The following is a 20632-nucleotide window of genomic DNA, read 5'->3' as shown; positions in this document are numbered from 1 at the left end:
CCTGGTTTTTTATTTTGCTGTAACAATGTTTCAGGAGGATGTCATGAAAAGAAGTACCGAGTTTCTAAAAAGTTTAGATGTAAAATTAATATTAATTTTGTTAGCATTATGTGTTACGAGTATAGCTGCTATATATAGCAGTCAGCAAACTGGCCAATATGGAGAGTCAAACTTTGCAATGAAACAGGGTTTGAACTACATAATTGGGGTTGTATTGTTATTGCTTGTTGCAAGCATTGACTTAGATCAATTACAAAAATTGTCTTGGCCACTTTATATCGTTGGATTTGCTTCACTTATTCTTTTGAAAATACTACCGGTTTCCACTTTCACACCTGAAAAATTAGGTGCAAAAAGATGGTTTGTATTTCCGTTAGTTGGACAAATTCAACCATCTGAGTTTTTCAAAATTTCATTGCTTCTCGTGGTAGCAAGTATAGCAGTGAAACATAATGCGCAGTATATGGCAAGGACATTCCAAACGGACTTAAAATTAGTAGGTAAAATTGTACTAGTATCCCTCCCGCCTATTGCTGTTGTATATAGCCAACCGGATACAGGGATGGTGTTCTTATATGCTGCTGCCATTGCATGTATTTTATTCATGTCAGGTATTCAGAAGAAATTGATAGCGTTATGTACAGTTATTCCAGTCACTATACTATCTACGTTAATATTTATTTACGTAAGGTATGAGGATTTCTTCTTTAATAAGTTAGTTACGCTACTAAAACCGCACCAACAATCACGTATTTTAGGTTGGTTAGATCCATTTGAACATACAGATCAAGGTTATCAAACACAGCAATCAATTTTAGCTGTAGGTAGTGGCGGTATGGAAGGGAAAGGGTTTGGCGAAGGGAACGTTTATATCCCTGAGAAGCATACAGACTTTATTTTCGCTACAATTGCCGAAGAAGGTGGATTTATCGTAGCAGCGTTAGTTGTATTCTTGTTCCTATTACTACTATATAGAACAATTATTATCGGTTATTCTGCTGATAATTTATTCGGTACATTATTATGTGCTGGATCGATTGGGATATTAACGGTTCAAATATTCCAAAACATCGGTATGATCGTTGGATTAATGCCTGTAAAAGGGATTGCATTACCTTTCTTATCTTATGGGGGAAGTTCCTTATTCTCAAATATGATTATGATGGGGCTCATATTATCGGTACGGAAAACGTATAAAAAATATATGTTTTCAGTTAAGTAAAAAAAGCTGGTTCGTTTTTAAACGAACCAGCTTTTTTTACATATATACGCATAAACGTTGCAAACTAAAACGGACTAGCAGTTTGGGATGTAAGGAGTGCAAAGTGATGCATATGCATATTTTTGAGGGAGCACGGCATCTTTCTAATAGTGAATGGGTTATTCGGGCTATCATAGCATACATATTTTTAATATTAGTTGCGAAAGCAATGGGACAAAGATCCATCGCGCAACTTCGTTTTTTAGATGTTGTATTAGTGTTATTGCTTGGTGGGAATATTTCTAACGCATTGTCTGATGAAAAAGTAGGATTAATGGGCTCGATGATTACAACGTTTATACTCGTTGTACTTCATATTATAAGTTCAGTTTTAATGTTGAAATGGGATAGATGGAGACGCTTTTTAGAGCCAGCACCTATCATTCTTATACACAACGGCTCCATTGATTTTAGCAATTTGAAAAAAGCGAGAATTACGGTGGAATATTTATTTTCAGAACTTCGTATGCGAAATGTGAGCGATATTCAAACGATCAAATTAGCATTATGGGAAGCGAACGGTGTCGTTTCTATATTTCGGTATCCAGAATATGAGGCAGCTTCCCGGCTTGATCTAAAAGTGGCGGGAAAAAAATCTCCAGTTTCTTTTGTATTAGTAAAGGATGGGAGCATTCAACAAGATGTTCTTGCTTTATTAGGGAAAACAGAAGAATGGGCGAGAGAATTTCTAGAGAAAAACGCAGAAGTTGAATCCATTTTGTTAGCTACAGTAGATGAAACACATAAAATAAATATTTTGTTAAAAAAATGAAAAATATACGCATTTTGTCGTTTCATACATATGATACAATAGTGTGGACAACGAAAAAGGAGGGATACGATGGGATATGTAGAAGAATTACGGAAAATAGTTGGTCATCGCCCTTTAATTTTAGTTGGTGCTGTTGTACTCGTTATAAATGAAAATAGATATGTATTATTACAACAAAGAACAGAGCCTTACGGAAAATGGGGGCTGCCTGGCGGATTAATGGAGCTTAGTGAATCCCCAGAAGAAACTGCTTTTCGTGAAGTATACGAAGAAACAGGAATAAGGGTGAAGAACCTACGATTAATCAATGTGTTTTCTGGAGCGAACTATTTTACAAAATTAGCAAACGGTGATGAATTTCAATCTGTAACGACTGCTTATTATACGGACGAATACGATGGAGATTTTGTTATGAACAAAGAAGAAGCGGTTCAGCTTAAATTCTTCCCACTAACAGAACTACCTGACTATATTGTTGGGTCGCATAAAAAAATGATTAGTGAATATATGAAGATTATGGAAAAAAAGATATAATAATAGTGAAAGAAATACAAAAACACAGTTCTGGTTGGTAGTCCAGACGCATGATTTCATGTCAGTAACCTTCCCCTCCGGGATGTCCCGTATTTCTAATTTTTTTAGGGGGGGCTGTCAATGGATTTGACAGTATATCACGATGGCCAATTTTTTGTTGGAATCATTACATGTAAAGAAAAAGGGAAGTTGTATGGAGCGAGGTATATTTTTGGAACGGAACCTTCAGACGAAGAAGTGCTTATATTTGTGAACGGTTCAATGTTAGCGTATTTTCAGCACTTTGCAAAATGTGGCGTGGAAGTGAAAGAAAAACAGCGTCCCAAAAATATAAAACGGATCATACGACAAGCAGCAAAAGAAGTAAATGTAAACCGCTTTACTAAGGCACAAGAGGCAATTAGCTTATCTTATGAACTGCATAAACAAGAAAAGAAAGTGCAATCTAAGGAGAAGCGAGAGGCTGAAAAACAAAGAAGACGTTTAATCAAAGTACAAAAAGCAAAGCAAAAACATCGTGGTCATTAAGAAAAGGTGTTAGAGCAAGAGCTCTAACACCTTTTCTATGCTGAAATACAAGTAAACTTACTTGTATTTCATAAACATTAACTGGTAAGATACAAATAGGTAGTTTTAGAGGAGGGAAAAGATTGATTAATTTTAACTTTTTTATGAATGATGTTGTCCGCCAAGCGCGTGAAGAGATTGTCTCTGCTGGATATACAGAATTGACGACGCCAGAAGCAGTAGACGAAGCGTTTAAAAGAAATGGAACAACACTTGTAATGGTCAACTCTGTATGTGGTTGTGCAGGCGGTATTGCTCGTCCTGCTGCTGCGCATTCTGTACATTATGATAAACGTCCTAACCACCTTGTAACGGTGTTTGCAGGTCAAGATAAAGAAGCGACAGCAAGAGCTCGTGAATATTTCGAAGGGTACCCACCATCTTCTCCATCATTTGCTTTATTAAAAGATGGAAAAATTGTAACGATGGTAGAGCGTCATGAAATTGAAGGTCATGAACCGATGCAAGTTATTGCAAAACTACAATCGTATTTCGAAGAGAATTGCGAAGAACTATAATCAGTGGAGGTGGTTCATCCCAACGGATTATAAGTCCTTATAAAAATAAATGAAAAGGCGGTACGTCCACATTCAAGTGGATGTACCGCCTTTTTTTATTTCGTATTAAAATTTGTGGGATATGCATAGTTTTGTTATTTTATGCATCTTTTTATACATTGGTAACGGTGTTTTAACTTGTTTTATATTTATTTTTATTTTATATATTGCATAAAAATAAAAGTGCTGATACAATACAAACATCGAATAAATATTCTATTAAACTTTTAAATATACATTATTAGGGGGAAGAAAGATGAAGAAGTTATTATCAATATCGTTTGCACTTATTTTGATTTTAAGTATGTTTAGTGCTTGTAGTAATGGAGAAGAAAAGGCTACTGGAAAAAATAAAAAAGTACTGGTTATGGGGACTTCAGCAGATTATAAACCGTATGAATACGTAGAAGCTTCAAAAAGTGATGAAATTATCGGCTTTGATGTTGATGTTGCTAAATATATCGGAAAAGAACTTGGTTATGAAGTGAAAGTGAAAGATATGGATTTTGGTGGTTTATTAGCATCTCTTAGCTCAGGAAAAGTTGATTTCGTAATGGCAGGTATGACGCCAACTGCAGAGCGTAAAAATAATGTTGATTTCACAGATATTTACTTTGTTGCGAAAAACATGATTGTTTCTAAAAAGGACTCTAACATTCAATCTGTAGAGGATTTAAAAGGGAAAAAAGTAGGGGTACAAACAGGGTCTATTCAAGAAGAGAAAGCAGCAGAATTTAAAAAACAAGTAGATTTCAAAGTTGAGGGACGTGACCGTATACCAGAAATCGTACAAGAAATTAAAGCTGGTCGTTTTGACGCTGCAATTATAGAAGACACAGTTGCTAAAAATTATTTAGAGAAAATGAAAGATTTACAAGGAATTGAAATTAAAGAAGCGCCAGAAGAAGTTGGAGCAGCAATTGCCCTTCCGAAAAACAGTGACAAAACAGCTGAATTTAATAAAGTAATTAAAAAAATGCAAGAAAATGGAGAAATGGATAAATTAGTGAAGAAATGGTTTGGCAGCGAAAAATAAGCTGACTTTCACTTTTCTGTGAGGGGAATGAAAAGAATGAACTTAGATTTTTCGGCGATTACGCCTTCGATACCGTATATATTAAAAGGTCTAGAAGTTACTTTGAAAATTGTAGCAGTATCAGCTTTAGCAGGGTTTCTTTTAGGGACGTTATTAGCACTTTGCAAAATTGCTAGAATACGAGCATTAAATATAGCGGCATATCTTTATACATCAATTTTCCGTGGTACACCACTTGTATTGCAATTAATGATTATTTATTTCGGTGTCCCGCAAATAATTGGTTATGAAATACCGGCATTCTTAGCAGCTGTACTTGCATTTAGCTTAAATTCAGGTGCATATATGTCAGAAGTAATCCGCGCGGGCATTCAAGCGGTTGATAAAGGACAAACAGAAGCGGCGATGGCTTTAGGAATTCCATACGGAAAAATGATGCGAAATATCATTTTTCCTCAAGCTTTAAAAAATATATTACCGGCACTTGTAAACGAGTTTGCGACGCTTACGAAAGAATCGGCTGTAGTAACAGTAATAGGCGCAACGGATTTAATGCGCCGTGCTTACATCGTAGGCGGGGAGACATTTAAATATCTTGAACCATTACTTTTTGTTGGACTCATTTATTATATGCTAGTCATTATTCTTACATTAGTCGGGAAGGCAATTGAAGGGAGAATGAAGAAAAGTGATTAAAATTGAAAACCTTCATAAATCATTTGGAAAAAACGAAGTATTAAAAGGAATTACAACAACGATTGGAAAAGGGGAAGTAGTAGCGATTATTGGACCGTCTGGATCAGGGAAATCAACATTTTTACGTTGTATGAATGTGTTAGAAGCACCGACAAATGGTCACATTTGGATTGGAACGGAAGAAGTAACGAATCCGAAAACGAATATTATGCACGTCCGTGAAAATGTCGGAATGGTATTTCAGCATTTCCACCTATTTCCTCATATGACTGTATTAGAAAATATTACGTATGCTCCTATCAATGTAAAAGGAGTAACGAAACAAGAAGCTGAAAAGAAAGCCGAAAAACTTTTAGAAAAGGTCGGCTTATTAGATAAAAAAGATACGTATCCGAATCGTCTTTCTGGCGGACAAAAGCAACGTGTAGCAATTGCAAGAGCGTTAGCAATGGAACCAGAAGTAATGTTATTTGATGAACCGACATCAGCACTAGATCCAGAGATGGTAAAAGAAGTGCTAGAAGTTATGAAATCATTAGTTACGACAGGAATGACAATGGCAATTGTTACACATGAAATGGGATTTGCAAAAGAAGTAGCAGATCGCGTTCTCTTTTTAGATGGTGGAAAACTTGTAGAAGATAGTGCGCCAGCAGAATTTTTTGCAGCACCGAAAAGTGAGCGTGCGCAACAATTTTTACAAAAGATATTGTAATATGTAACGGTTACGTGAATAATAAGTAGAAAAGGATGACATTGTGTCATCCTTTTTTTATACTGATTGTAAATACGTTTATACATATAGGAGCAATGCTATGTTCAAAATTGGATACCGTACAGTAAAAACAGCAATAGGGACAGGCGCAGCCGTTTTTATTGCTCAGTTATTAGGATTAGAATTTTATAGTTCAGCGGGTATTTTAGTTATATTATGTGTACAAAATACGAAACGTAAATCACTTCAAGTATCGTTACATCGTTTTTTAGCTTGTGTATTATCAATGGTGTTCGCATTTTGTATTTTTGAGACAATTGGATATACACCACTAGCAATTAGCGTATTATTACTTACATTTATTCCGACTGCAGTTATGCTTAAAATTCAAGAAGGTATTGTCACGAGTTCAGTTATTGTGATGCATCTATATTCATTGAAACAAATTACGTGGCTTATTGTTGGAAATGAAATTGCGATATTAACGATAGGGATTAGCGTGGCTCTCTTAGTGAATATGTATATGCCAAGTAGTGAAAATAAACTAAAAGAGTATCAAGATAAAATAGAAAGTAATTTTAAAACGATTTTGTTTGAAATGGTTGTGTATTTACGAAATCGAGAAAGTAGTTGGAGCGGGGCAGAACTTATTGAAACTGAACAGATGCTAAATGAAGCTAGAGATTTATCGTTTAAGAAACTTGAGAATGCATTTATGCGAGAAGATGACTATTACTATCGTTATTTTAATATGCGCATGCAACAATTCGAAATTTTAGAGCGAATGATTCCGTTAGCAGCTTCTTTATCGTGGACATATGAACAAGCTGACATGATTGCCGATGTGGTTGAAAACATTAGTAATGCTATTAGCCCTCAGAGTACCGGGGTTATTTCTTTAAGACAGCTTCAAGAAATGAGAGAATTATTTAGAGAGATGCCATTGCCGGCTACACGTGAAGAATTTGAGATACGTGCGAAACTTGTTCAACTTGTATACGAAATGGAACAATATTTACTCATTAAAAGTCGTTTTAAGGGAAAGGATAATATAAAAGAACTTATATAGAAGGTAGGAATTATTTATGCCGTATCTTCTCTCTTTCCTATTATGTCTTTCTTTATCGCCTATTTGGCCCCTTGGTGATAATCCACGTGCCGGTGATCCTTTTATTATTGTAAATAAAGCGACGAATAAACTAGCTTATATTGACGATGGGAAGATTCAAAAGGTTTTTCCAGTCGCGACAGGAAAAACAAATGAATTAACCCCAGAGGGAACTTTTGATATTGTAATGAAAGCAAAGGATCCGTATTATATTGCAAAGGATATTCCAGGGGGATCACCGAAAAATCCACTTGGATCTAGGTGGATGGGATTTAATGCACGAGGAACTGATGGGAGTAAATATGGAATACATGGAACAAACCAACCGAGTTCAATTGGAAAGTATATTTCACAAGGGTGTATAAGAATGAAGAAAAATGATGTGGAGTATTTATTTGATCGTATTCCAATTGGAACGAAGGTGTGGATTGTAAAATCGAAAAAATCATTTCAGCAATTGGCAAAAGAAAAAGGAGCCATTGCATATGAAAAAGCCAACGAAAAAGTTGGTTTTTTCTATTGTAATAAGTTGTCTTGACATGTGTACATAACCATGCGTTAATGAGAGTATAGAAAGATTAAATTAGATAAAGGAGTTGCTCATATGTACTTGAATCCAAAACTTTCGTATATGCAGTTTTTTATGGGATTTCTATTTATTATTACATTCATATTGGCAACTTTTAATATATGTTCTTATCTTGTAGCGATTGTATGTATGGCATTACTTAATCTTACTTTTGTTATTGGGGCATTTCAGCAGAAACAATATACAAGTTTTGTGATAGCACTTGTAATGTCATTTTCCTTTAGCATTGTAGCGATTGTGCTTTACATAAAATAAACCATCTCGATTTCGAGATGGTTTATTTTATTATGTGTAAAAAGTAAAAAAAGGACGAACAGATCGTCCTTTTTACCAAAACATACTTGCGCCAGCAAGTAATGTTGTTACAAGCATAGAAATTAGCATTACATAAATCATAACTTTTTGAGCTTTTTTATGCATCGTTAAACCTCCTTGCAAATCAGTACAATATCATTGTAACGAGAAATGATATTGTGGACAAGGGGGAGAGAAATGACAAAATTCGAGAAGTGTATGTAAAGTATAACAGGAAATTTGTATGTACGTAGAGAATATATAAGAATGATAGGGTATAAGTTTTTTGTTATGCAAGCTGAAGAATGGAGATACGATGATGAAAATATATGAAACAAATCGTTTACATTTAAGGGAAATTGATGAGTCGTATGCTGAAAAAGTTCTTCAATATTACGACAGAAATCGTGAATTTTTAAAAGCCTGGGAAGAGTATAGACCGGATGATTTTTTTACGTTAGATTATCAAAAGAAAAAGTTACAAAAGGATAGAAAAGAGATCGCAGAAGGTAAAATCATCAGGCTTTGGATTTTTAAAAAAGGTGATGATACGAAAATAATTGGATGTATTTCATTTAATTTAATTGTTCGTGGAATTTACCAATCTTGTGTACTCGGCTATAAATTAGATAAGGAAGAGTTAAACAAAGGTTATACGACAGAAGCGCTTAGAAAAGCGATTCAAGTTGCTTTTGAGGAATTTCAATTACATCGTATAGAAGCACCGATTATGCCACGAAATTTAGCATCTATACAAGTCGTGACGAAGATAGGTTTTCAGTATGAGGGCGTGTCTAGGAAGATGTTAATGGTTAATGGAGTGTGGGAAGATCATATGCGCTGGGTATTGTTAAATGAGTAATAGAAAGCAGATGGTTATCTAGACATATAAACCGTCTGTTTTTTGTCTTGTATTTCGAAACTTTTGCGAAATTCTGTTATAATTAATAGTGTTACATACATAATGGTAGTGCAGGAGGCGCAGTCTTATGATTAATCAAGAACGTTTAGTAAATGAATTTATGGAGTTAGTACAAGTAGATTCTGAAACGAAATTTGAAGCAGAAATTTGCAAAGTATTAACAAAGAAATTTACAGATTTAGGTGTAGAAGTATTTGAAGATGACACAATGGCTGTTACTGGGCATGGTGCAGGTAACTTAATTTGTACATTACCAGCAACAAAAGATGGTGTTGATACAATTTACTTTACTTCTCATATGGATACAGTAGTTCCTGGTAATGGAATTAAGCCTTCTATTAAAGATGGATATATCGTATCAGATGGTACTACGATTTTAGGTGCAGATGATAAAGCAGGATTAGCATCCATGTTCGAAGCAATCCGTGTTTTAAAAGAGAAAAATATCCCTCATGGTACAATTGAATTTATTATTACAGTTGGAGAAGAATCTGGTCTTGTTGGTGCAAAAGCATTAGATCGTGAGCGCATTACTGCGAAATACGGTTATGCATTAGATAGCGATGGAAAAGTTGGTGAAATCGTTGTTGCAGCTCCAACACAAGCGAAAGTGAATGCGATTATTCGCGGGAAAACAGCTCATGCTGGTGTAGCACCAGAAAAAGGTGTATCTGCAATTACTATCGCAGCGAAAGCAATTGCGAAAATGCCACTTGGCCGTATTGATTCTGAAACAACTGCAAATATTGGACGTTTTGAAGGTGGTACACAAACGAATATCGTTTGCGATCACGTACAAATCTTTGCAGAAGCGCGTTCTTTAATCAATGAAAAAATGGAAGCGCAAGTTGCGAAAATGAAAGAAGCATTTGAAACAACTGCAAAAGAAATGGGCGGTCATGCAGACGTTGAAGTAAACGTTATGTATCCAGGATTTAAATTTGCTGATGGCGATCACGTTGTAGAAGTTGCAAAACGTGCAGCTGAAAAAATTGGTCGTACACCTTCTCTTCACCAAAGTGGTGGCGGAAGTGATGCAAACGTAATTGCAGGACACGGCATTCCAACAGTTAACTTAGCAGTTGGTTATGAAGAAATTCATACAACAAATGAAAAGATTCCTGTTGAAGAATTAGCGAAAACAGCAGAATTAGTTGTTGCAATTATTGAAGAAGTAGCGAAGTAATGTAATAGAAAAAGCGTGTAAATCACAACTGATTTACACGCTTTTTATTTTGATTCGATTGCTTTTACAAGGCGGATAAGCCAATACAAGAAAATCCATGGCAGTATGTAAGTTGTTACTACATGGACTAGGCGAGGGAGAAAACCAGCTATGTTAATATCAAAAATAGGAAGAAGTAAATAATTGATTGCGACGATTAGTATAATTACGAGAAACGTATAATTGAGTTTATCAGTCGATTTCATAATAATCACCCCTGATTACAAATATATCCACTTTGTTTAAATTATAGCAATAAATATGATAGAAAAGAACAAGTAATTATTATAATTATTGTGCAAAATTTGATATAATAAAAGAACGAATGTTCTAGTTGGGGGGAGTACTATGCGAGAAATGTATCCGAAAAAGGGCCGTGTTATTTTACATGTAGATATGAATTGTTTTTTTGCATCTGTTGAAATTGCTCATGACCCATCATTACAGGGGAAGCCGTTAGCGGTTGCTGGAAATGAAAAAGAAAGAAAAGGAATTATCATCACATGTAGTTATGAGGCGAGAGAATATGGAATACGTACAACGATGCCACTTTGGGAAGCAAAAAGGTTATGTCCACAATTAGTTGTAAGGCGCCCTAATTTTACATTATATCGTGAAGCTTCATTTCAAATGTTTCAAATCCTTTCCCGTTTTACGGAAAAAATACAACCAGTATCAATAGATGAGGGATATTTAGATATTACAGATTGTTACGCACTCGGTTCGCCTCTTGAAATAGCAAAGATGATTCAGCAAGTGTTATTAACAGAGTTACAGTTGCCGTGTAGCATCGGAATTGCTCCAAACCTTTTCCTAGCAAAAACAGCTTCTGATATGAAAAAGCCTCTCGGTATTACCGTGCTCCGAAAACGAGATATTCCAGAAATGATTTGGCCGCTTCCGGTTGGAGCGATGCATGGAATTGGAGAAAAAACAGCTGAGAAATTAAAAGATATTCATATACAAACAATTGAACAGTTAGCAAAAGGAAATGAACATATCATTCGCGCTAAAATTGGAAAGCATGGTGTTGATTTACAAAGAAGGGCAAAAGGTGTGGATGATAGAGAAGTTGATCCGAGTCAAATGGGACAACATAAAAGCGTTGGTAATTCGATGACTTTTTCAAAGGATATGGATGAAGAAAAAGAATTACTTGATATGTTAGAAAGGCTATCAAAATCAGTGAGTAAAAGATTACAAAAGCGAACTCTTGTCAGCTATAATATTCAGATTATGATTAAGTATCATGATAGGCGGACAGTAACGAGGAGTAAGCAATTGAAAAATGCCATTTGGGAAGAACGAGATATTTTTCAAGCGGCCTCTCGTTTATGGAAGCAACATTGGGACGGCGATTCCGTTCGTTTATTAGGTGTTACAGCTACTGAAATAGAGTGGAAGACTGAATCGGTGAAGCAATTAGATTTGTTTTCATTTGAAGAAGATGCGAAAGAAGAGCCGCTACTTGCTGTCATTGATCAAATTAATGATAAGTATGGAATGCCGCTTTTACAACGAGGTAGTCAATTATTACGTAAGCAAGAAAAGTCTTTTCAGCAAAAATTAGAAAATAAGTTTATGTAGAAGGTGTCATGAAGCTGTAAATATCATGACACCTTTTATGTTCAACTTGCTTCTAAATCTAATGAAGTTTTCCAACCAGCTGCAGTAACGCCAGATTCTAATAGCATTCTGCTCACTATTTTTTCAATTAAGACTGCTGTATTTGTGTTGCAGTGTAATGTCGCTTGTATACATACTTTTTGATTAGAATCTACGTCTTCACTATACAATTCTTTTAAACCAATGCCTTCAGAACTTACCATATGCATAAGTAAAAAACGAATATGGGCTTCATGTTCTTCTGAACAAGTGAGAGAAAGTAAGTAGTTCGTTTGTTCAGGTGATTCTTCTTTTGATTTTTGATTCATAAAGAGAGCGATTGGGCGAAGTAGTATGTTTGCTAGTAAAACACCAGCTGCACCTAATATAGCTGCAATGAGGAAACCAGCGCCTGTAAGAGTACCAACAGCAGCTGCGCACCATAGGGTAGCCGCAGTATTAAGCCCCCTAATACTAAAACCATCGCGGATAATAACGCCACCTCCTAAAAAACCAATCCCACTGACGACTTGAGCGGCAATACGTGAAGGGCTAGCATCGTGATCAATCATGACGGATAATAAAACAAATATACAGGCACCAAGTGATACGAGAGCATTTGTCCGTAGCCCAGCCATCCTATGTCTCCATTGTCGTTCCATTCCGATGCAAGCACCTACAAGAATTGCAATAAATAATCTTAGTACAATGTCATACCATACCATCATGGTCACCTCCACACATATAAGTCCAAGTTATGTTTTTGAGAATGAGCGGGAAGCACCCGCTCATTCTCATTTTTATAACCAGCTATGAAACTTTTTAATATAAATTTTTTTTAGGAACTGTGTTAAGAAAGCATAGCCTAATAGTATTCCTATTAACCAAGGGAAATAGCTAAGTGGTAATGCTTGTAATCCAACGGCTGCTCCAAGTGGCGAGAATGGAATATAAATTCCGATTACCATAATACAAGCGGTTAATAAAAGAACCGGTACTGATGCAGTACTTTGAATAAACGGAATCTTCTGTGTTCTTATCATGTGAACAATTAAAGTTTGTGTTAGCAATCCAACGACAAACCAACCAGATTGGAATAATGATTGTTCGCTAGCTGTATTTGCACCGAAGACGTTCCACATGACCACATAGGTGATGATATCAAATACGGAACTAATGGGACCGATGCAAATAATGAAGTTCCGTAAATTTGCAGTATCCCATTTTCTTGGTTTTTCTAAAAACTCTTTATCCATTTTGTCCCAGGGGATAGACAGTTGTGAAATATCATAAAGTAAGTTTTGAATTAAAAGGTGAATGGCAAGCATCGGCAAGAAAGGAATGAAGGCACTTGCTACTAACACACTAAATACATTTCCGAAGTTAGAGCTCGCTGTCATTTTAATGTATTTCAAAATATTACCGAATGTAGTGCGTCCTTCTAAAATACTTGCTTCTAATATCATTAAACTTTTTTCAAGTAGAATAATATCGGAAGACTCTTTTGCAATATCAGTTGCAGTATCAACAGATATGCCAACGTCAGCTTCCCGTAACGCTACGGCGTCGTTAATGCCATCTCCCATATAACCTACAGTGTGTCCGTTTCCTTGTAATACTCGTATAATGCGAGATTTTTGCATTGGATTTAGTTTAGCAAAAACAGTTGTTTCTTCGGCTAGCTTTGCTAATGCTTTATCAGGTAAAGCATCGATTTCGTAACCAAGGATAGGCTCGCCAATATTTAATCCAACTTCTTTACATACCTTTTTTGTCACGATTTCGTTATCACCAGTTAAAATTTTTACTTGTACACCATGTTTTTGTAATGCTTGAATGGCAGTAGCGGCAGATGGTTTCGGTGGATCTAAAAAGCCAATATATCCAGCGAGAATCATATCATTTTCATCTTGTACGGCGTACTCTTTATTATTTGTTGGTCTATTTTTTTTATAAGCTACAGCAATAACGCGCATACCTTCACTATTCAAAGTCTCACTTAGTTGTTTTACATGTAAGCGCATGTCATCGGTAAGAGAAGCAATTTTGCCATCTATTTCAGTGTAGTTGCAAATAGATAAAATTTCTTCTACAGCCCCTTTACAGACCATTGTATGTTCACCTGAATTGTTTTTTACAATGACGGACATACGCCGACGAGCAAAGTCAAATGGAATTTCATCTAGTTTTTGAAAAACGGATGGATCAAATTTTTGAATTTCTTCTGTATGTTTTATAACAGCTTTATCTATTAAATTTTTCAATCCTGTTTGATAGAAGCTATTTAAATAGGCAAAGTGTAATACACGATTACATGTATTACCATTAGGATCTAAGTGCCGAACAAGTACAACTTTATCTTCTGTTAAAGTTCCTGTTTTATCGGTACAAAGAATGTTCATAGCACCTAAATTTTGAATAGAATTCAGCTGTTTTACAATTACTTTCTGTTTAGACATGTTAACGGCACCTTTAGCTAAATTAGCAGTCACAATCATTGGTAACATTTCAGGTGTTAGACCAACTGCGATTGCAATAGCGAAGAAGAAAGCTTCTTGCCAATCCCCTTTTGTGAATCCGTTAATGAGAAGAACGATAGGTGCCATAATAAGCATGAATGTAATTAAAAGCCAGCTTACTTTGTTTACACCTTTATCAAAGCTTGTTTCTACGCGCTTACCGATTACTTTATTTGCTAAAGAGCCAAAATACGTATCGGTACTTGTGGAGATGACAACCGCTCTTGCGCTACCACTTACAATATTTGTCCCCATGAAGCAAAGATTTTCCATATCGAGTGGATTGTAATTTTTTTTCGTGCTTTTCGGTAATAGATGTTTATTTTCTGTATGATAGCAGTTTTCGTATTTTTCTACAGGAAGTGCTTCTCCTGTTAAAGAAGATTGGTTCACAAATAAATCTTTAGCCGATAAAATACGCACATCAGCTGGAACAATGTCTCCGGCTGAAAGTGAAATAATATCGCCAGGTACAAGTTCCTCAATTGGAATTTCCGATGGATCAGTTCGCTTCAAAATTTTTACATTTTTTGTTTCGTGTACAAATCCATCTATTCTAAAGACACTCGCCGTTGTTCGGACCATAGCCTTTAACTGATCCGCAGCTTTTTGAGAACGAAATTCTTGCAAAAAGCGAATCGTTGCACTTAGCATTACCATTACAGATACGACAATAGTTCCTTGTATGTCATCTGTGAAAAAAGAAAGTGCGCCGAGAGCTAATAAAACAAAAATAAATGGATTTTTAAATGCCAGCAGAAATTGAATGTACCACGGTGATGTTTTATTATGAGCTATTTCATTAAGGCCATATAAAGAAAGTCTACGAGACGCTTCTTCTTTAGAGAGTCCATTTTCTGTTGTTTCTAAAAGTCGTAACGCTTTGTTTGCATCCTGCGTTGCGACTTCCACTAATAATTTGTGATTTGTTTTCATACAATCTTGATCGTATGAATGTTTCGTTTCTTGTCTTAGTAAATTTAACATCGGTAGTTCCTCCTTTTTCATGAAGGAGGAAACAAGCTGTTACTCGACTATTTAAAATTAGGAGGAACAGTTTCTTTCCTACCTACATGATGAAATATTAACGTAAAACATATGGGTATCTGGGCCGAATCATCAATTGCCAACTGTTCCTCACCTCCGTACAATTTAGTAGTTTCTGAATATGCTATGTTTGTTTCATAGTAAGGTGCATATATACGTAAAAAGACCTTTACTCAAAACGAGTAAAGGTCTGAATTCGCAGTTAAAAGAGTCCACAACAAAGACTGTTAGTAAGCATAAATCAAAACAGTTTTTGTGTATGACAAAATACATGCACCTCTCCCTCGTTGAGTTTTAGCACTGTATAGCATAGGTACTGAAACCAGCTACGTTAAAAAAGGCCTTCATTCCGACCTTTCTTGTTGACCCATTGGCGTCTCTCGACATTTTTGGGCAGCAGCGTTTCTCTATACAGGAGCCTCACCTAACAGAGACCATATTCAATTACATGTTGAATGTTAGCACTGAAATTTTGTAGTGTCAACATATTTTTTGAAAACTCAAATAGATTTATCTTGGCTATATAGTAGGAAATAAGCGGAGTTTTTTTGAAATAAGGTTGGAAAATAAATATTGTAATGAACATAATAAAAAGCACTGATCACAGTGCTTTTTGTTATAGATTATGAGATTGTAACATTTTCAAAAATAACAATCTCTGAACTGTTTGCAGTTGAAACGCGTTGTGCATAATATGTTAAAGCTGAAGAAATATATGTTGGTAACGAATCATTTGTATGTGTTGTTGTATATTCATGGATTAACTCTTTCAAAGTCGTCCATTCTAATTGTGCTGGGTGATCAGACACGAAAGAACTTACCCAGCGATCAAATGAAGATGAAAAATCAGTTTGTAAACGAAATGCTTCTTTCATAATAAAACGCTCCCTTAAAATGTAGTATAATCATTTTAACATAAAACACGAACGATATCCAAATTTTTTGAGTATAATGTTCGTGATATATAGTTGTCTAGATGATTGGTTATGTAAATTCGATTTGCCATTTGAAATAACATTCCGTAAGATGAAAGGTAGATTATATAAAGAGCTGGAGGAAAGAAAGTGGAATTTGTATTTTTAGGAACTGGTGCAGGTGTTCCTTCGAAAGGAAGGAACGTTTCAGCAATTGCTTTGCAATTGTTAGAAGAACGAGGACAAACTTGGTTATTTGATTGTGGCGAGGCGACGCAACATCAAATATTACATACATCAGTACGTCCACGCCGCATTGAAAAAATATTTATTACGCATTTACATGGTGATCATATTTTTGGATTGCCTGGTTTATTAGGAAGCCGTTCGTTTCAAGGAGGGACTACACCTTTAACAGTGTATGGACCAAAAGGAATTAAACAATTTATTGAAGTAGCATTATCAGTAAGTACGACACATGTAAAATACCCACTTGAAATTGTTGAGATAACAGAAGAAGGTACCGTGTTTGAAGATAATGAATTTCATGTGGAAACGAAAAGATTGTCACACGGTATTGAATGTTTTGGGTATCGTATTATAGAGAAAGATATACAAGGCGCCCTTTTAGTCGATAAATTGCTGGAGATGGGTGTGAAACCAGGTCCACTCTTTAAGCGTTTAAAAGATGGAGAAGTGGTTGAATTGGAAAATGGTACGATACTAAACGGACAAGATTTTATCGGCCCACCTCAAAAAGGAAGAATTATTACCATTTTAGGTGATACAAGATTTTGTGAAGCGAGTAGAGAGCTGGCACAAGACGCTGACGTACTAGTTCATGAAGCAACTTTTGCGGCAGAAGATGAACAACAAGCGTATGATTATTTTCATTCCACATCTAAGCAAGCTGCGAGTATTGCACTTCAGGCAAATGCAAAACGATTAATATTGACTCATATTAGTTCTCGTTATCAAGGGGATACATATAAGGAATTATTGAAAGAGGCAAGAGAGCTATTTTCTAATACAGAAATAGCTACGGATTTAAAATCATTTCCAGTAGAAAGATAATAATGATATGAAAAAATGGCGACGAGAGGTTGCCATTTTTTTTTCTAAAAAAAATAAAATAAAACTGTTATCATTTTATGCTTATATTAGATGAAACAGAAAGTTTTAATGATGTGAAAATATAGGATAAAAATACATAGTATCGATTATTTAGAAAAACTGTTATATAAGTCAGACGACATACGAATGATACAAATAGCAAAAATGGATTTTTATTCAGAACTTTTAAAATTCATTAAAAGTAAGCGTTTTATTAAAAACAAGTTATAATGAGGGCAGATTATAATTTATCCCACTTTAATGGGCAGTAAGACTCTACCTCAAAATTCGCGAATGCGAGGAATTTGAGCGAGAGATAACTGCTCGTAAAAGCACGATTGTTGTGGGCTAATAATTATTGGGAATGGACAAAACTCCCACTGATTATAGTTTCACTTGTTTATGCTATCCTTGTAAGTGGTTCTGTGTTAAACTTTGGATTGCTACCAGACTTTATTGTGGATTAGCTTATATTATTTTTAAATGAAGGTAATGCTAAGTTTCTTATTTATTATGACAACTAGTATTATTTCAGGATAGATTGTTTCATTGTTATTCAAAAACGATCCAATTCGTATAGCGGAACAAATTCGTAGTACAACTGGAAAAGCAACCGATTTGGTAGCTTAATAGAATAGTAAAAAATTTTTTCATAGAGGTTTAGGGGGAGTTATGATGAAGTATCGCTCAGTATTTGATATTATCGGTCCAGTTATGATTGGTCCATCAAGTTCACATACAGCAGGCGCAGCACGAATGGGGCAAGTTGCTCGCCAGCTGTTTCGTCATGAACCAGAAAGAGTAAGCATTTCATTATATGGATCATTTGCAAAGACGTATCGTGGGCATGGTACAGATGTAGCGCTAATAGGTGGGATATTAGGGTTTGAAACAGATGACTTACGTATTCCAGAGGCGCTAGAGATAGCAAAAGAGCGCGAAATTGAAGTGGAATTCATTGAAGAGGATGCCAATGCACCTCACCCAAATACAGCAAGAATTCGTTTGTATAAAGGTGAAGAAGAAATTGAAGTTGTTGCTTGCTCAATTGGTGGCGGTAAAATTGAAGTTGTAGAATTAAACGGATTCGATCTTCAATTATCAGGCACGAGTCCAGCACTACTTATTGTAAATAACGATCGCTTCGGTGCTATTGCAGCGGTAGCTTCAATCCTTGCGAAACACGAGATTAACATTAGTACAATGAGTGTTTCTCGTAAAGAAAAAGGAAGAAGAGCGCTTATGGTCATCGAAACAGATGAAATATTAGCAGATGAAGTGATTGAAGAAATAAAAGCGCAACAAAATATTTGTCAAGTAACTATTATGGAATAATTGCAGGGGGGACACACCATGTTTCGGAACGCAGCGGAACTAGTGGCGCAAGCTAAAGAACAAAATGTAAAAATCGCAGAAATTATGATTCAATGTGAAATGGAAACAAGAAGTATTCCACGTGAAGAAGTAATTGCTGGTATGGAAAAGAACTTAGTCGTGATGGAGCAAGCAGTAGAACGTGGTATTCGCGGAGTGAAATCACCAACTGGTTTAACTGGTGGAGATGCTGTAAAAGTTCAGGCGTATATGAAGAGTGGAAAAGGCTTATCTGGAGATACGATTTTGGACGCAGTGAGTAAAGCTGTTGCAACAAATGAAGTAAACGCAGCGATGGGAATTATTTGTGCAACACCAACAGCAGGGTCTGCTGGAACAGTGCCAGGTGTACTATTTGCACTAAGAGAAAAATTGCAGCCTACACGTGAAGAAATGATTGAATTCTTATTTACAGCAGGAGCTTTCGGTATGGTTGTTGCGAATAACGCTTGTATTTCTGGTGCAGCGGGAGGATGCCAAGCTGAAGTTGGTTCAGCAAGTGGAATGGCAGCTGCAGCTGCAGTTGAAATGGCTGGTGGAACACAAGAGCAAGCAGCTACAGCGATGGCAATTTCATTAAAGAACATGCTTGGTTTAGTATGCGATCCTGTTGCAGGACTTGTAGAAGTACCTTGCGTAAAACGTAATGCAGCAGGAGCTGCAAATGCGATGATTTCAGCTGATTTAGCATTAGCTGGTGTAACGAGTACTATTCCATGTGATGAAGTAATTGAGGCGATGTTTAGAATCGGACAAACGATGCCAGTAGCACTTCGTGAAACAGCTGAAGGTGGACTTGCAGCAACACCGACTGGTCGCCGTCTGCAAGAAGAGATTTTTGGGAAGACGAATAACTAAAAATATATGTTTATAAAAAATGGAGCTCAAGTAAGATTGAGCTCCATTTTTTATTTTTCTTTTGTTAACTGTTCTAACGTTTTCCCAAGATTATGTGATCGTTGCGTTGCCTGTGTAATACAAGAAATAAGCGCTTGTTGAAATTGGTGTTCTTGTAATACTTCAATGCCCGCTTCGGTCGTTCCACCAGGAGAGGTAATTTCCTTTCGCAAAATAGACGGGTGTTTTTCACTTGCTTTTAGCATTTCAGCAGCACCAATCATCGTTTGGAGAATAAGTGACTTTGCAACATCTTCTTTTAAACCGATTTTTTTTGCAGCTTCTTCCATCGCTTCTACTACGTAATAAATATAAGCAGGCCCGCTTCCGGATAATGCAGTGACAGCATGCATATCTTCTTCCTCTACAACAGAGACGAGACCGATTGTTTCAAATAAAGCTATGGCAGTTTGAATATGTTCCTTTGTTGCATGTTTTGAAGGTGAGATAGCAGTAGCTGATTTTAAAATAGCTGCAGATGTATTTGGCATGGCACGAATAATCGGAACGTCTTTTTGAAGTAGATTTCTAATTGAATGAGTAGAAACACCTGCTAATAACGAAATAATAAGCAGGTTATTATGTATGTCTTCTTGAAAAGGGGTAAGCGCTTCTGCAACATCTTTTGGCTTCATTGCTAGAAAAAGAATATTTGTATTAGTAAGTAGTTCTTTTTTATTATGTGTACCTTTGACACCGTATTTGTTATGTAGCTCCTGTAACCTTGTCTCATTAGAACGATTACTTACAGTAATTTGTTCGCCTTTCACAACATTTGCATGTAACAAGCCACCAATAATCGCTTCAGCAATAGAGCCCGCACCGAGAAAGGAAATGTTTTGAATAGACATGATGTTCCTCCTTTAATTTTGGTTAGAAATTCTTAT

Annotated in this window: 23 protein-coding genes, 1 pseudogene and 1 riboswitch; of the genes and pseudogenes, 18 read left to right on the top strand and 6 right to left on the bottom strand. The window is 35.9% G+C overall.

Translation table 11 applies throughout. From position 1 onward, the window contains the following. Positions 1 to 43: 43 nt before the first annotated feature. From PDQ68_RS13230 to PDQ68_RS13180, 11 genes are all read left to right on the top strand, one after another. Positions 44 to 1222 (top strand): FtsW/RodA/SpoVE family cell cycle protein, encoded by a 1179-nt coding sequence (locus tag PDQ68_RS13230; protein WP_000831204.1) that lies wholly within the window; start codon positions 44 to 46, stop codon positions 1220 to 1222. Positions 1223 to 1328: 106 nt separating this feature from the next. After that, entirely contained in the window at positions 1329 to 2033 is a 705-nt protein-coding gene (locus PDQ68_RS13225) for a DUF421 domain-containing protein (protein WP_061183940.1), read from the top strand. A gap of 69 nt (positions 2034 to 2102) precedes the next feature. Further along, entirely contained in the window at positions 2103 to 2567 is a 465-nt protein-coding gene (locus PDQ68_RS13220) for an NUDIX hydrolase (protein ID WP_011040653.1), read from the top strand. A 120-nt stretch (positions 2568 to 2687) separates the two neighbouring features. Further along, the gene (locus PDQ68_RS13215) at positions 2688 to 3095 is read left to right on the top strand and encodes a YjdF family protein (protein ID WP_000366594.1); all 408 of its coding nucleotides are present in this window, start codon (positions 2688 to 2690) and stop codon (positions 3093 to 3095) included. A 143-nt stretch (positions 3096 to 3238) separates the two neighbouring features. After that, positions 3239 to 3652: a BrxA/BrxB family bacilliredoxin gene (locus tag PDQ68_RS13210; RefSeq protein ID WP_001998211.1), complete on the top strand. Its 414-nt coding sequence runs from the start codon at positions 3239 to 3241 to the stop codon at positions 3650 to 3652. A gap of 295 nt (positions 3653 to 3947) precedes the next feature. Further along, on the top strand, positions 3948 to 4727 hold the full coding sequence (locus tag PDQ68_RS13205) for a transporter substrate-binding domain-containing protein (RefSeq protein ID WP_061183939.1): 780 nt from the start codon (positions 3948 to 3950) through the stop codon (positions 4725 to 4727). Positions 4728 to 4763: 36 nt separating this feature from the next. Then, entirely contained in the window at positions 4764 to 5423 is a 660-nt protein-coding gene (locus PDQ68_RS13200) for an amino acid ABC transporter permease (protein WP_270786823.1), read from the top strand. Then, on the top strand, positions 5416 to 6138 hold the full coding sequence (locus PDQ68_RS13195; protein WP_000590225.1) for an amino acid ABC transporter ATP-binding protein: 723 nt from the start codon (positions 5416 to 5418) through the stop codon (positions 6136 to 6138). Before PDQ68_RS13200 ends, PDQ68_RS13195 begins: the two co-directional genes overlap by 8 nt. A gap of 100 nt (positions 6139 to 6238) precedes the next feature. Further along, positions 6239 to 7207: an aromatic acid exporter family protein gene (locus PDQ68_RS13190; protein ID WP_000472684.1), complete on the top strand. Its 969-nt coding sequence runs from the start codon at positions 6239 to 6241 to the stop codon at positions 7205 to 7207. A 16-nt stretch (positions 7208 to 7223) separates the two neighbouring features. Further along, positions 7224 to 7784, top strand: a complete 561-nt coding sequence (locus tag PDQ68_RS13185; protein ID WP_001146556.1) for a L,D-transpeptidase — start codon at positions 7224 to 7226, stop codon at positions 7782 to 7784. A 66-nt stretch (positions 7785 to 7850) separates the two neighbouring features. Continuing rightward, complete coding sequence (locus PDQ68_RS13180; RefSeq protein ID WP_000281165.1) at positions 7851 to 8090, top strand: DUF3894 domain-containing protein; 240 nt, start codon at positions 7851 to 7853, stop codon at positions 8088 to 8090. A gap of 72 nt (positions 8091 to 8162) precedes the next feature. Here the strand turns inward: PDQ68_RS13180 and prli42 are convergent, their stop codons facing one another. Next, positions 8163 to 8255: a stressosome-associated protein Prli42 gene (gene prli42 / locus PDQ68_RS13175; RefSeq protein WP_000549038.1), complete on the bottom strand. Its 93-nt coding sequence runs from the start codon at positions 8253 to 8255 to the stop codon at positions 8163 to 8165. Between the two features lie 190 nt (positions 8256 to 8445). Here prli42 and PDQ68_RS13170 point away from each other — a divergent pair, with 190 nt between their 5' ends. Together PDQ68_RS13170 and PDQ68_RS13165 are read left to right on the top strand one after the other, a co-directional pair. After that, the gene (locus PDQ68_RS13170) at positions 8446 to 8991 is read left to right on the top strand and encodes a GNAT family N-acetyltransferase (protein WP_001993297.1); all 546 of its coding nucleotides are present in this window, start codon (positions 8446 to 8448) and stop codon (positions 8989 to 8991) included. A 127-nt stretch (positions 8992 to 9118) separates the two neighbouring features. Next, positions 9119 to 10237 (top strand): tripeptidase T, encoded by a 1119-nt coding sequence (locus tag PDQ68_RS13165; RefSeq protein WP_000609808.1) that lies wholly within the window; start codon positions 9119 to 9121, stop codon positions 10235 to 10237. A 44-nt stretch (positions 10238 to 10281) separates the two neighbouring features. Here PDQ68_RS13165 and PDQ68_RS13160 read toward each other — a convergent pair whose 3' ends face one another. Next, positions 10282 to 10482: a hypothetical protein gene (locus tag PDQ68_RS13160; protein ID WP_016718452.1), complete on the bottom strand. Its 201-nt coding sequence runs from the start codon at positions 10480 to 10482 to the stop codon at positions 10282 to 10284. Between the two features lie 142 nt (positions 10483 to 10624). On the opposite strand from PDQ68_RS13160, the gene PDQ68_RS13155 reads away from it, so the two are divergent. Further along, positions 10625 to 11863: a DNA polymerase IV gene (locus PDQ68_RS13155; protein WP_016718451.1), complete on the top strand. Its 1239-nt coding sequence runs from the start codon at positions 10625 to 10627 to the stop codon at positions 11861 to 11863. 41 nt (positions 11864 to 11904) lie between these two features. Here PDQ68_RS13155 and PDQ68_RS13150 read toward each other — a convergent pair whose 3' ends face one another. The 3 genes from PDQ68_RS13150 to PDQ68_RS13140 all read right to left on the bottom strand — a co-directional run bounded on the left by PDQ68_RS13150 (position 11905) and on the right by PDQ68_RS13140 (position 16322). Then, positions 11905 to 12606, bottom strand: a complete 702-nt coding sequence (locus PDQ68_RS13150) for an MgtC/SapB family protein (protein WP_029141190.1) — start codon at positions 12604 to 12606, stop codon at positions 11905 to 11907. A gap of 75 nt (positions 12607 to 12681) precedes the next feature. Beyond that, positions 12682 to 15387, bottom strand: coding sequence for a magnesium-translocating P-type ATPase (gene mgtA, locus PDQ68_RS13145; RefSeq protein WP_061183937.1), 2706 nt, complete (start codon positions 15385 to 15387; stop codon positions 12682 to 12684). Positions 15388 to 15718: 331 nt separating this feature from the next. Next, positions 15719 to 15886: riboswitch (M-box (ykoK) riboswitch) on the bottom strand. Between the two features lie 184 nt (positions 15887 to 16070). After that, on the bottom strand, positions 16071 to 16322 hold the full coding sequence (locus PDQ68_RS13140) for a DUF3932 family protein (RefSeq protein WP_014893524.1): 252 nt from the start codon (positions 16320 to 16322) through the stop codon (positions 16071 to 16073). A gap of 189 nt (positions 16323 to 16511) precedes the next feature. Between PDQ68_RS13140 and rnz the strand changes: the two genes are divergently transcribed. The 4 genes and pseudogenes from rnz (at position 16512) to sdaAA (ending at position 19706) form a co-directional block, all read left to right on the top strand. Next, positions 16512 to 17435 (top strand): ribonuclease Z, encoded by a 924-nt coding sequence (rnz, locus tag PDQ68_RS13135; protein WP_000397447.1) that lies wholly within the window; start codon positions 16512 to 16514, stop codon positions 17433 to 17435. Between the two features lie 377 nt (positions 17436 to 17812). Further along, positions 17813 to 18070 (top strand): annotated as a pseudogene (locus PDQ68_RS13130) (hypothetical protein). A gap of 79 nt (positions 18071 to 18149) precedes the next feature. Continuing rightward, the gene (sdaAB, locus tag PDQ68_RS13125; protein ID WP_000877446.1) at positions 18150 to 18809 is read left to right on the top strand and encodes an L-serine ammonia-lyase, iron-sulfur-dependent subunit beta; all 660 of its coding nucleotides are present in this window, start codon (positions 18150 to 18152) and stop codon (positions 18807 to 18809) included. A gap of 18 nt (positions 18810 to 18827) precedes the next feature. Continuing rightward, positions 18828 to 19706, top strand: coding sequence for an L-serine ammonia-lyase, iron-sulfur-dependent, subunit alpha (gene sdaAA / locus PDQ68_RS13120; protein ID WP_061183936.1), 879 nt, complete (start codon positions 18828 to 18830; stop codon positions 19704 to 19706). Between the two features lie 50 nt (positions 19707 to 19756). Here the strand turns inward: sdaAA and proI are convergent, their stop codons facing one another. Next, on the bottom strand, positions 19757 to 20596 hold the full coding sequence (gene proI, locus PDQ68_RS13115) for a pyrroline-5-carboxylate reductase ProI (protein WP_061183935.1): 840 nt from the start codon (positions 20594 to 20596) through the stop codon (positions 19757 to 19759). Positions 20597 to 20632: the final 36 nt, after the last annotated feature.

It is taken from the genome of Bacillus cereus group sp. Bc010 (assembly GCF_027716745.1).
Taxonomy (GTDB): Bacteria; Bacillota; Bacilli; order Bacillales; family Bacillaceae_G; genus Bacillus_A; species Bacillus_A pacificus.
This window is presented reverse-complemented; position numbering and strand designations above follow the sequence as displayed.

Bases quoted from the DNA above. Each gene is read 5' to 3' on its own strand.
- PDQ68_RS13185 (WP_001146556.1), top strand. From the start codon at position 7,224: ATGCCGTATCTTCTCTCTTTCCTATTATGTCTTTCTTTATCGCCTATT.
- sdaAB (WP_000877446.1), top strand. From the start codon at position 18,150: ATGAAGTATCGCTCAGTATTTGATATTATCGGTCCAGTTATGATTGGT.
- proI (WP_061183935.1), bottom strand. From the start codon at position 20,596: ATGTCTATTCAAAACATTTCCTTTCTCGGTGCGGGCTCTATTGCTGAA.
- PDQ68_RS13190 (WP_000472684.1), top strand. From the start codon at position 6,239: ATGTTCAAAATTGGATACCGTACAGTAAAAACAGCAATAGGGACAGGC.
- PDQ68_RS13200 (WP_270786823.1), top strand. From the start codon at position 4,764: ATGAACTTAGATTTTTCGGCGATTACGCCTTCGATACCGTATATATTA.
- PDQ68_RS13155 (WP_016718451.1), top strand. From the start codon at position 10,625: ATGCGAGAAATGTATCCGAAAAAGGGCCGTGTTATTTTACATGTAGAT.
- prli42 (WP_000549038.1), bottom strand. From the start codon at position 8,255: ATGCATAAAAAAGCTCAAAAAGTTATGATTTATGTAATGCTAATTTCT.
- PDQ68_RS13180 (WP_000281165.1), top strand. From the start codon at position 7,851: ATGTACTTGAATCCAAAACTTTCGTATATGCAGTTTTTTATGGGATTT.
- PDQ68_RS13165 (WP_000609808.1), top strand. From the start codon at position 9,119: ATGATTAATCAAGAACGTTTAGTAAATGAATTTATGGAGTTAGTACAA.
- PDQ68_RS13230 (WP_000831204.1), top strand. From the start codon at position 44: ATGAAAAGAAGTACCGAGTTTCTAAAAAGTTTAGATGTAAAATTAATA.
- PDQ68_RS13220 (WP_011040653.1), top strand. From the start codon at position 2,103: ATGGGATATGTAGAAGAATTACGGAAAATAGTTGGTCATCGCCCTTTA.
- PDQ68_RS13215 (WP_000366594.1), top strand. From the start codon at position 2,688: ATGGATTTGACAGTATATCACGATGGCCAATTTTTTGTTGGAATCATT.
- PDQ68_RS13210 (WP_001998211.1), top strand. From the start codon at position 3,239: ATGAATGATGTTGTCCGCCAAGCGCGTGAAGAGATTGTCTCTGCTGGA.
- mgtA (WP_061183937.1), bottom strand. From the start codon at position 15,387: ATGTTAAATTTACTAAGACAAGAAACGAAACATTCATACGATCAAGAT.
- PDQ68_RS13160 (WP_016718452.1), bottom strand. From the start codon at position 10,482: ATGAAATCGACTGATAAACTCAATTATACGTTTCTCGTAATTATACTA.
- PDQ68_RS13140 (WP_014893524.1), bottom strand. From the start codon at position 16,322: ATGAAAGAAGCATTTCGTTTACAAACTGATTTTTCATCTTCATTTGAT.
- PDQ68_RS13150 (WP_029141190.1), bottom strand. From the start codon at position 12,606: ATGGTATGGTATGACATTGTACTAAGATTATTTATTGCAATTCTTGTA.
- PDQ68_RS13170 (WP_001993297.1), top strand. From the start codon at position 8,446: ATGATGAAAATATATGAAACAAATCGTTTACATTTAAGGGAAATTGAT.
- sdaAA (WP_061183936.1), top strand. From the start codon at position 18,828: ATGTTTCGGAACGCAGCGGAACTAGTGGCGCAAGCTAAAGAACAAAAT.
- PDQ68_RS13205 (WP_061183939.1), top strand. From the start codon at position 3,948: ATGAAGAAGTTATTATCAATATCGTTTGCACTTATTTTGATTTTAAGT.
- PDQ68_RS13225 (WP_061183940.1), top strand. From the start codon at position 1,329: ATGCATATGCATATTTTTGAGGGAGCACGGCATCTTTCTAATAGTGAA.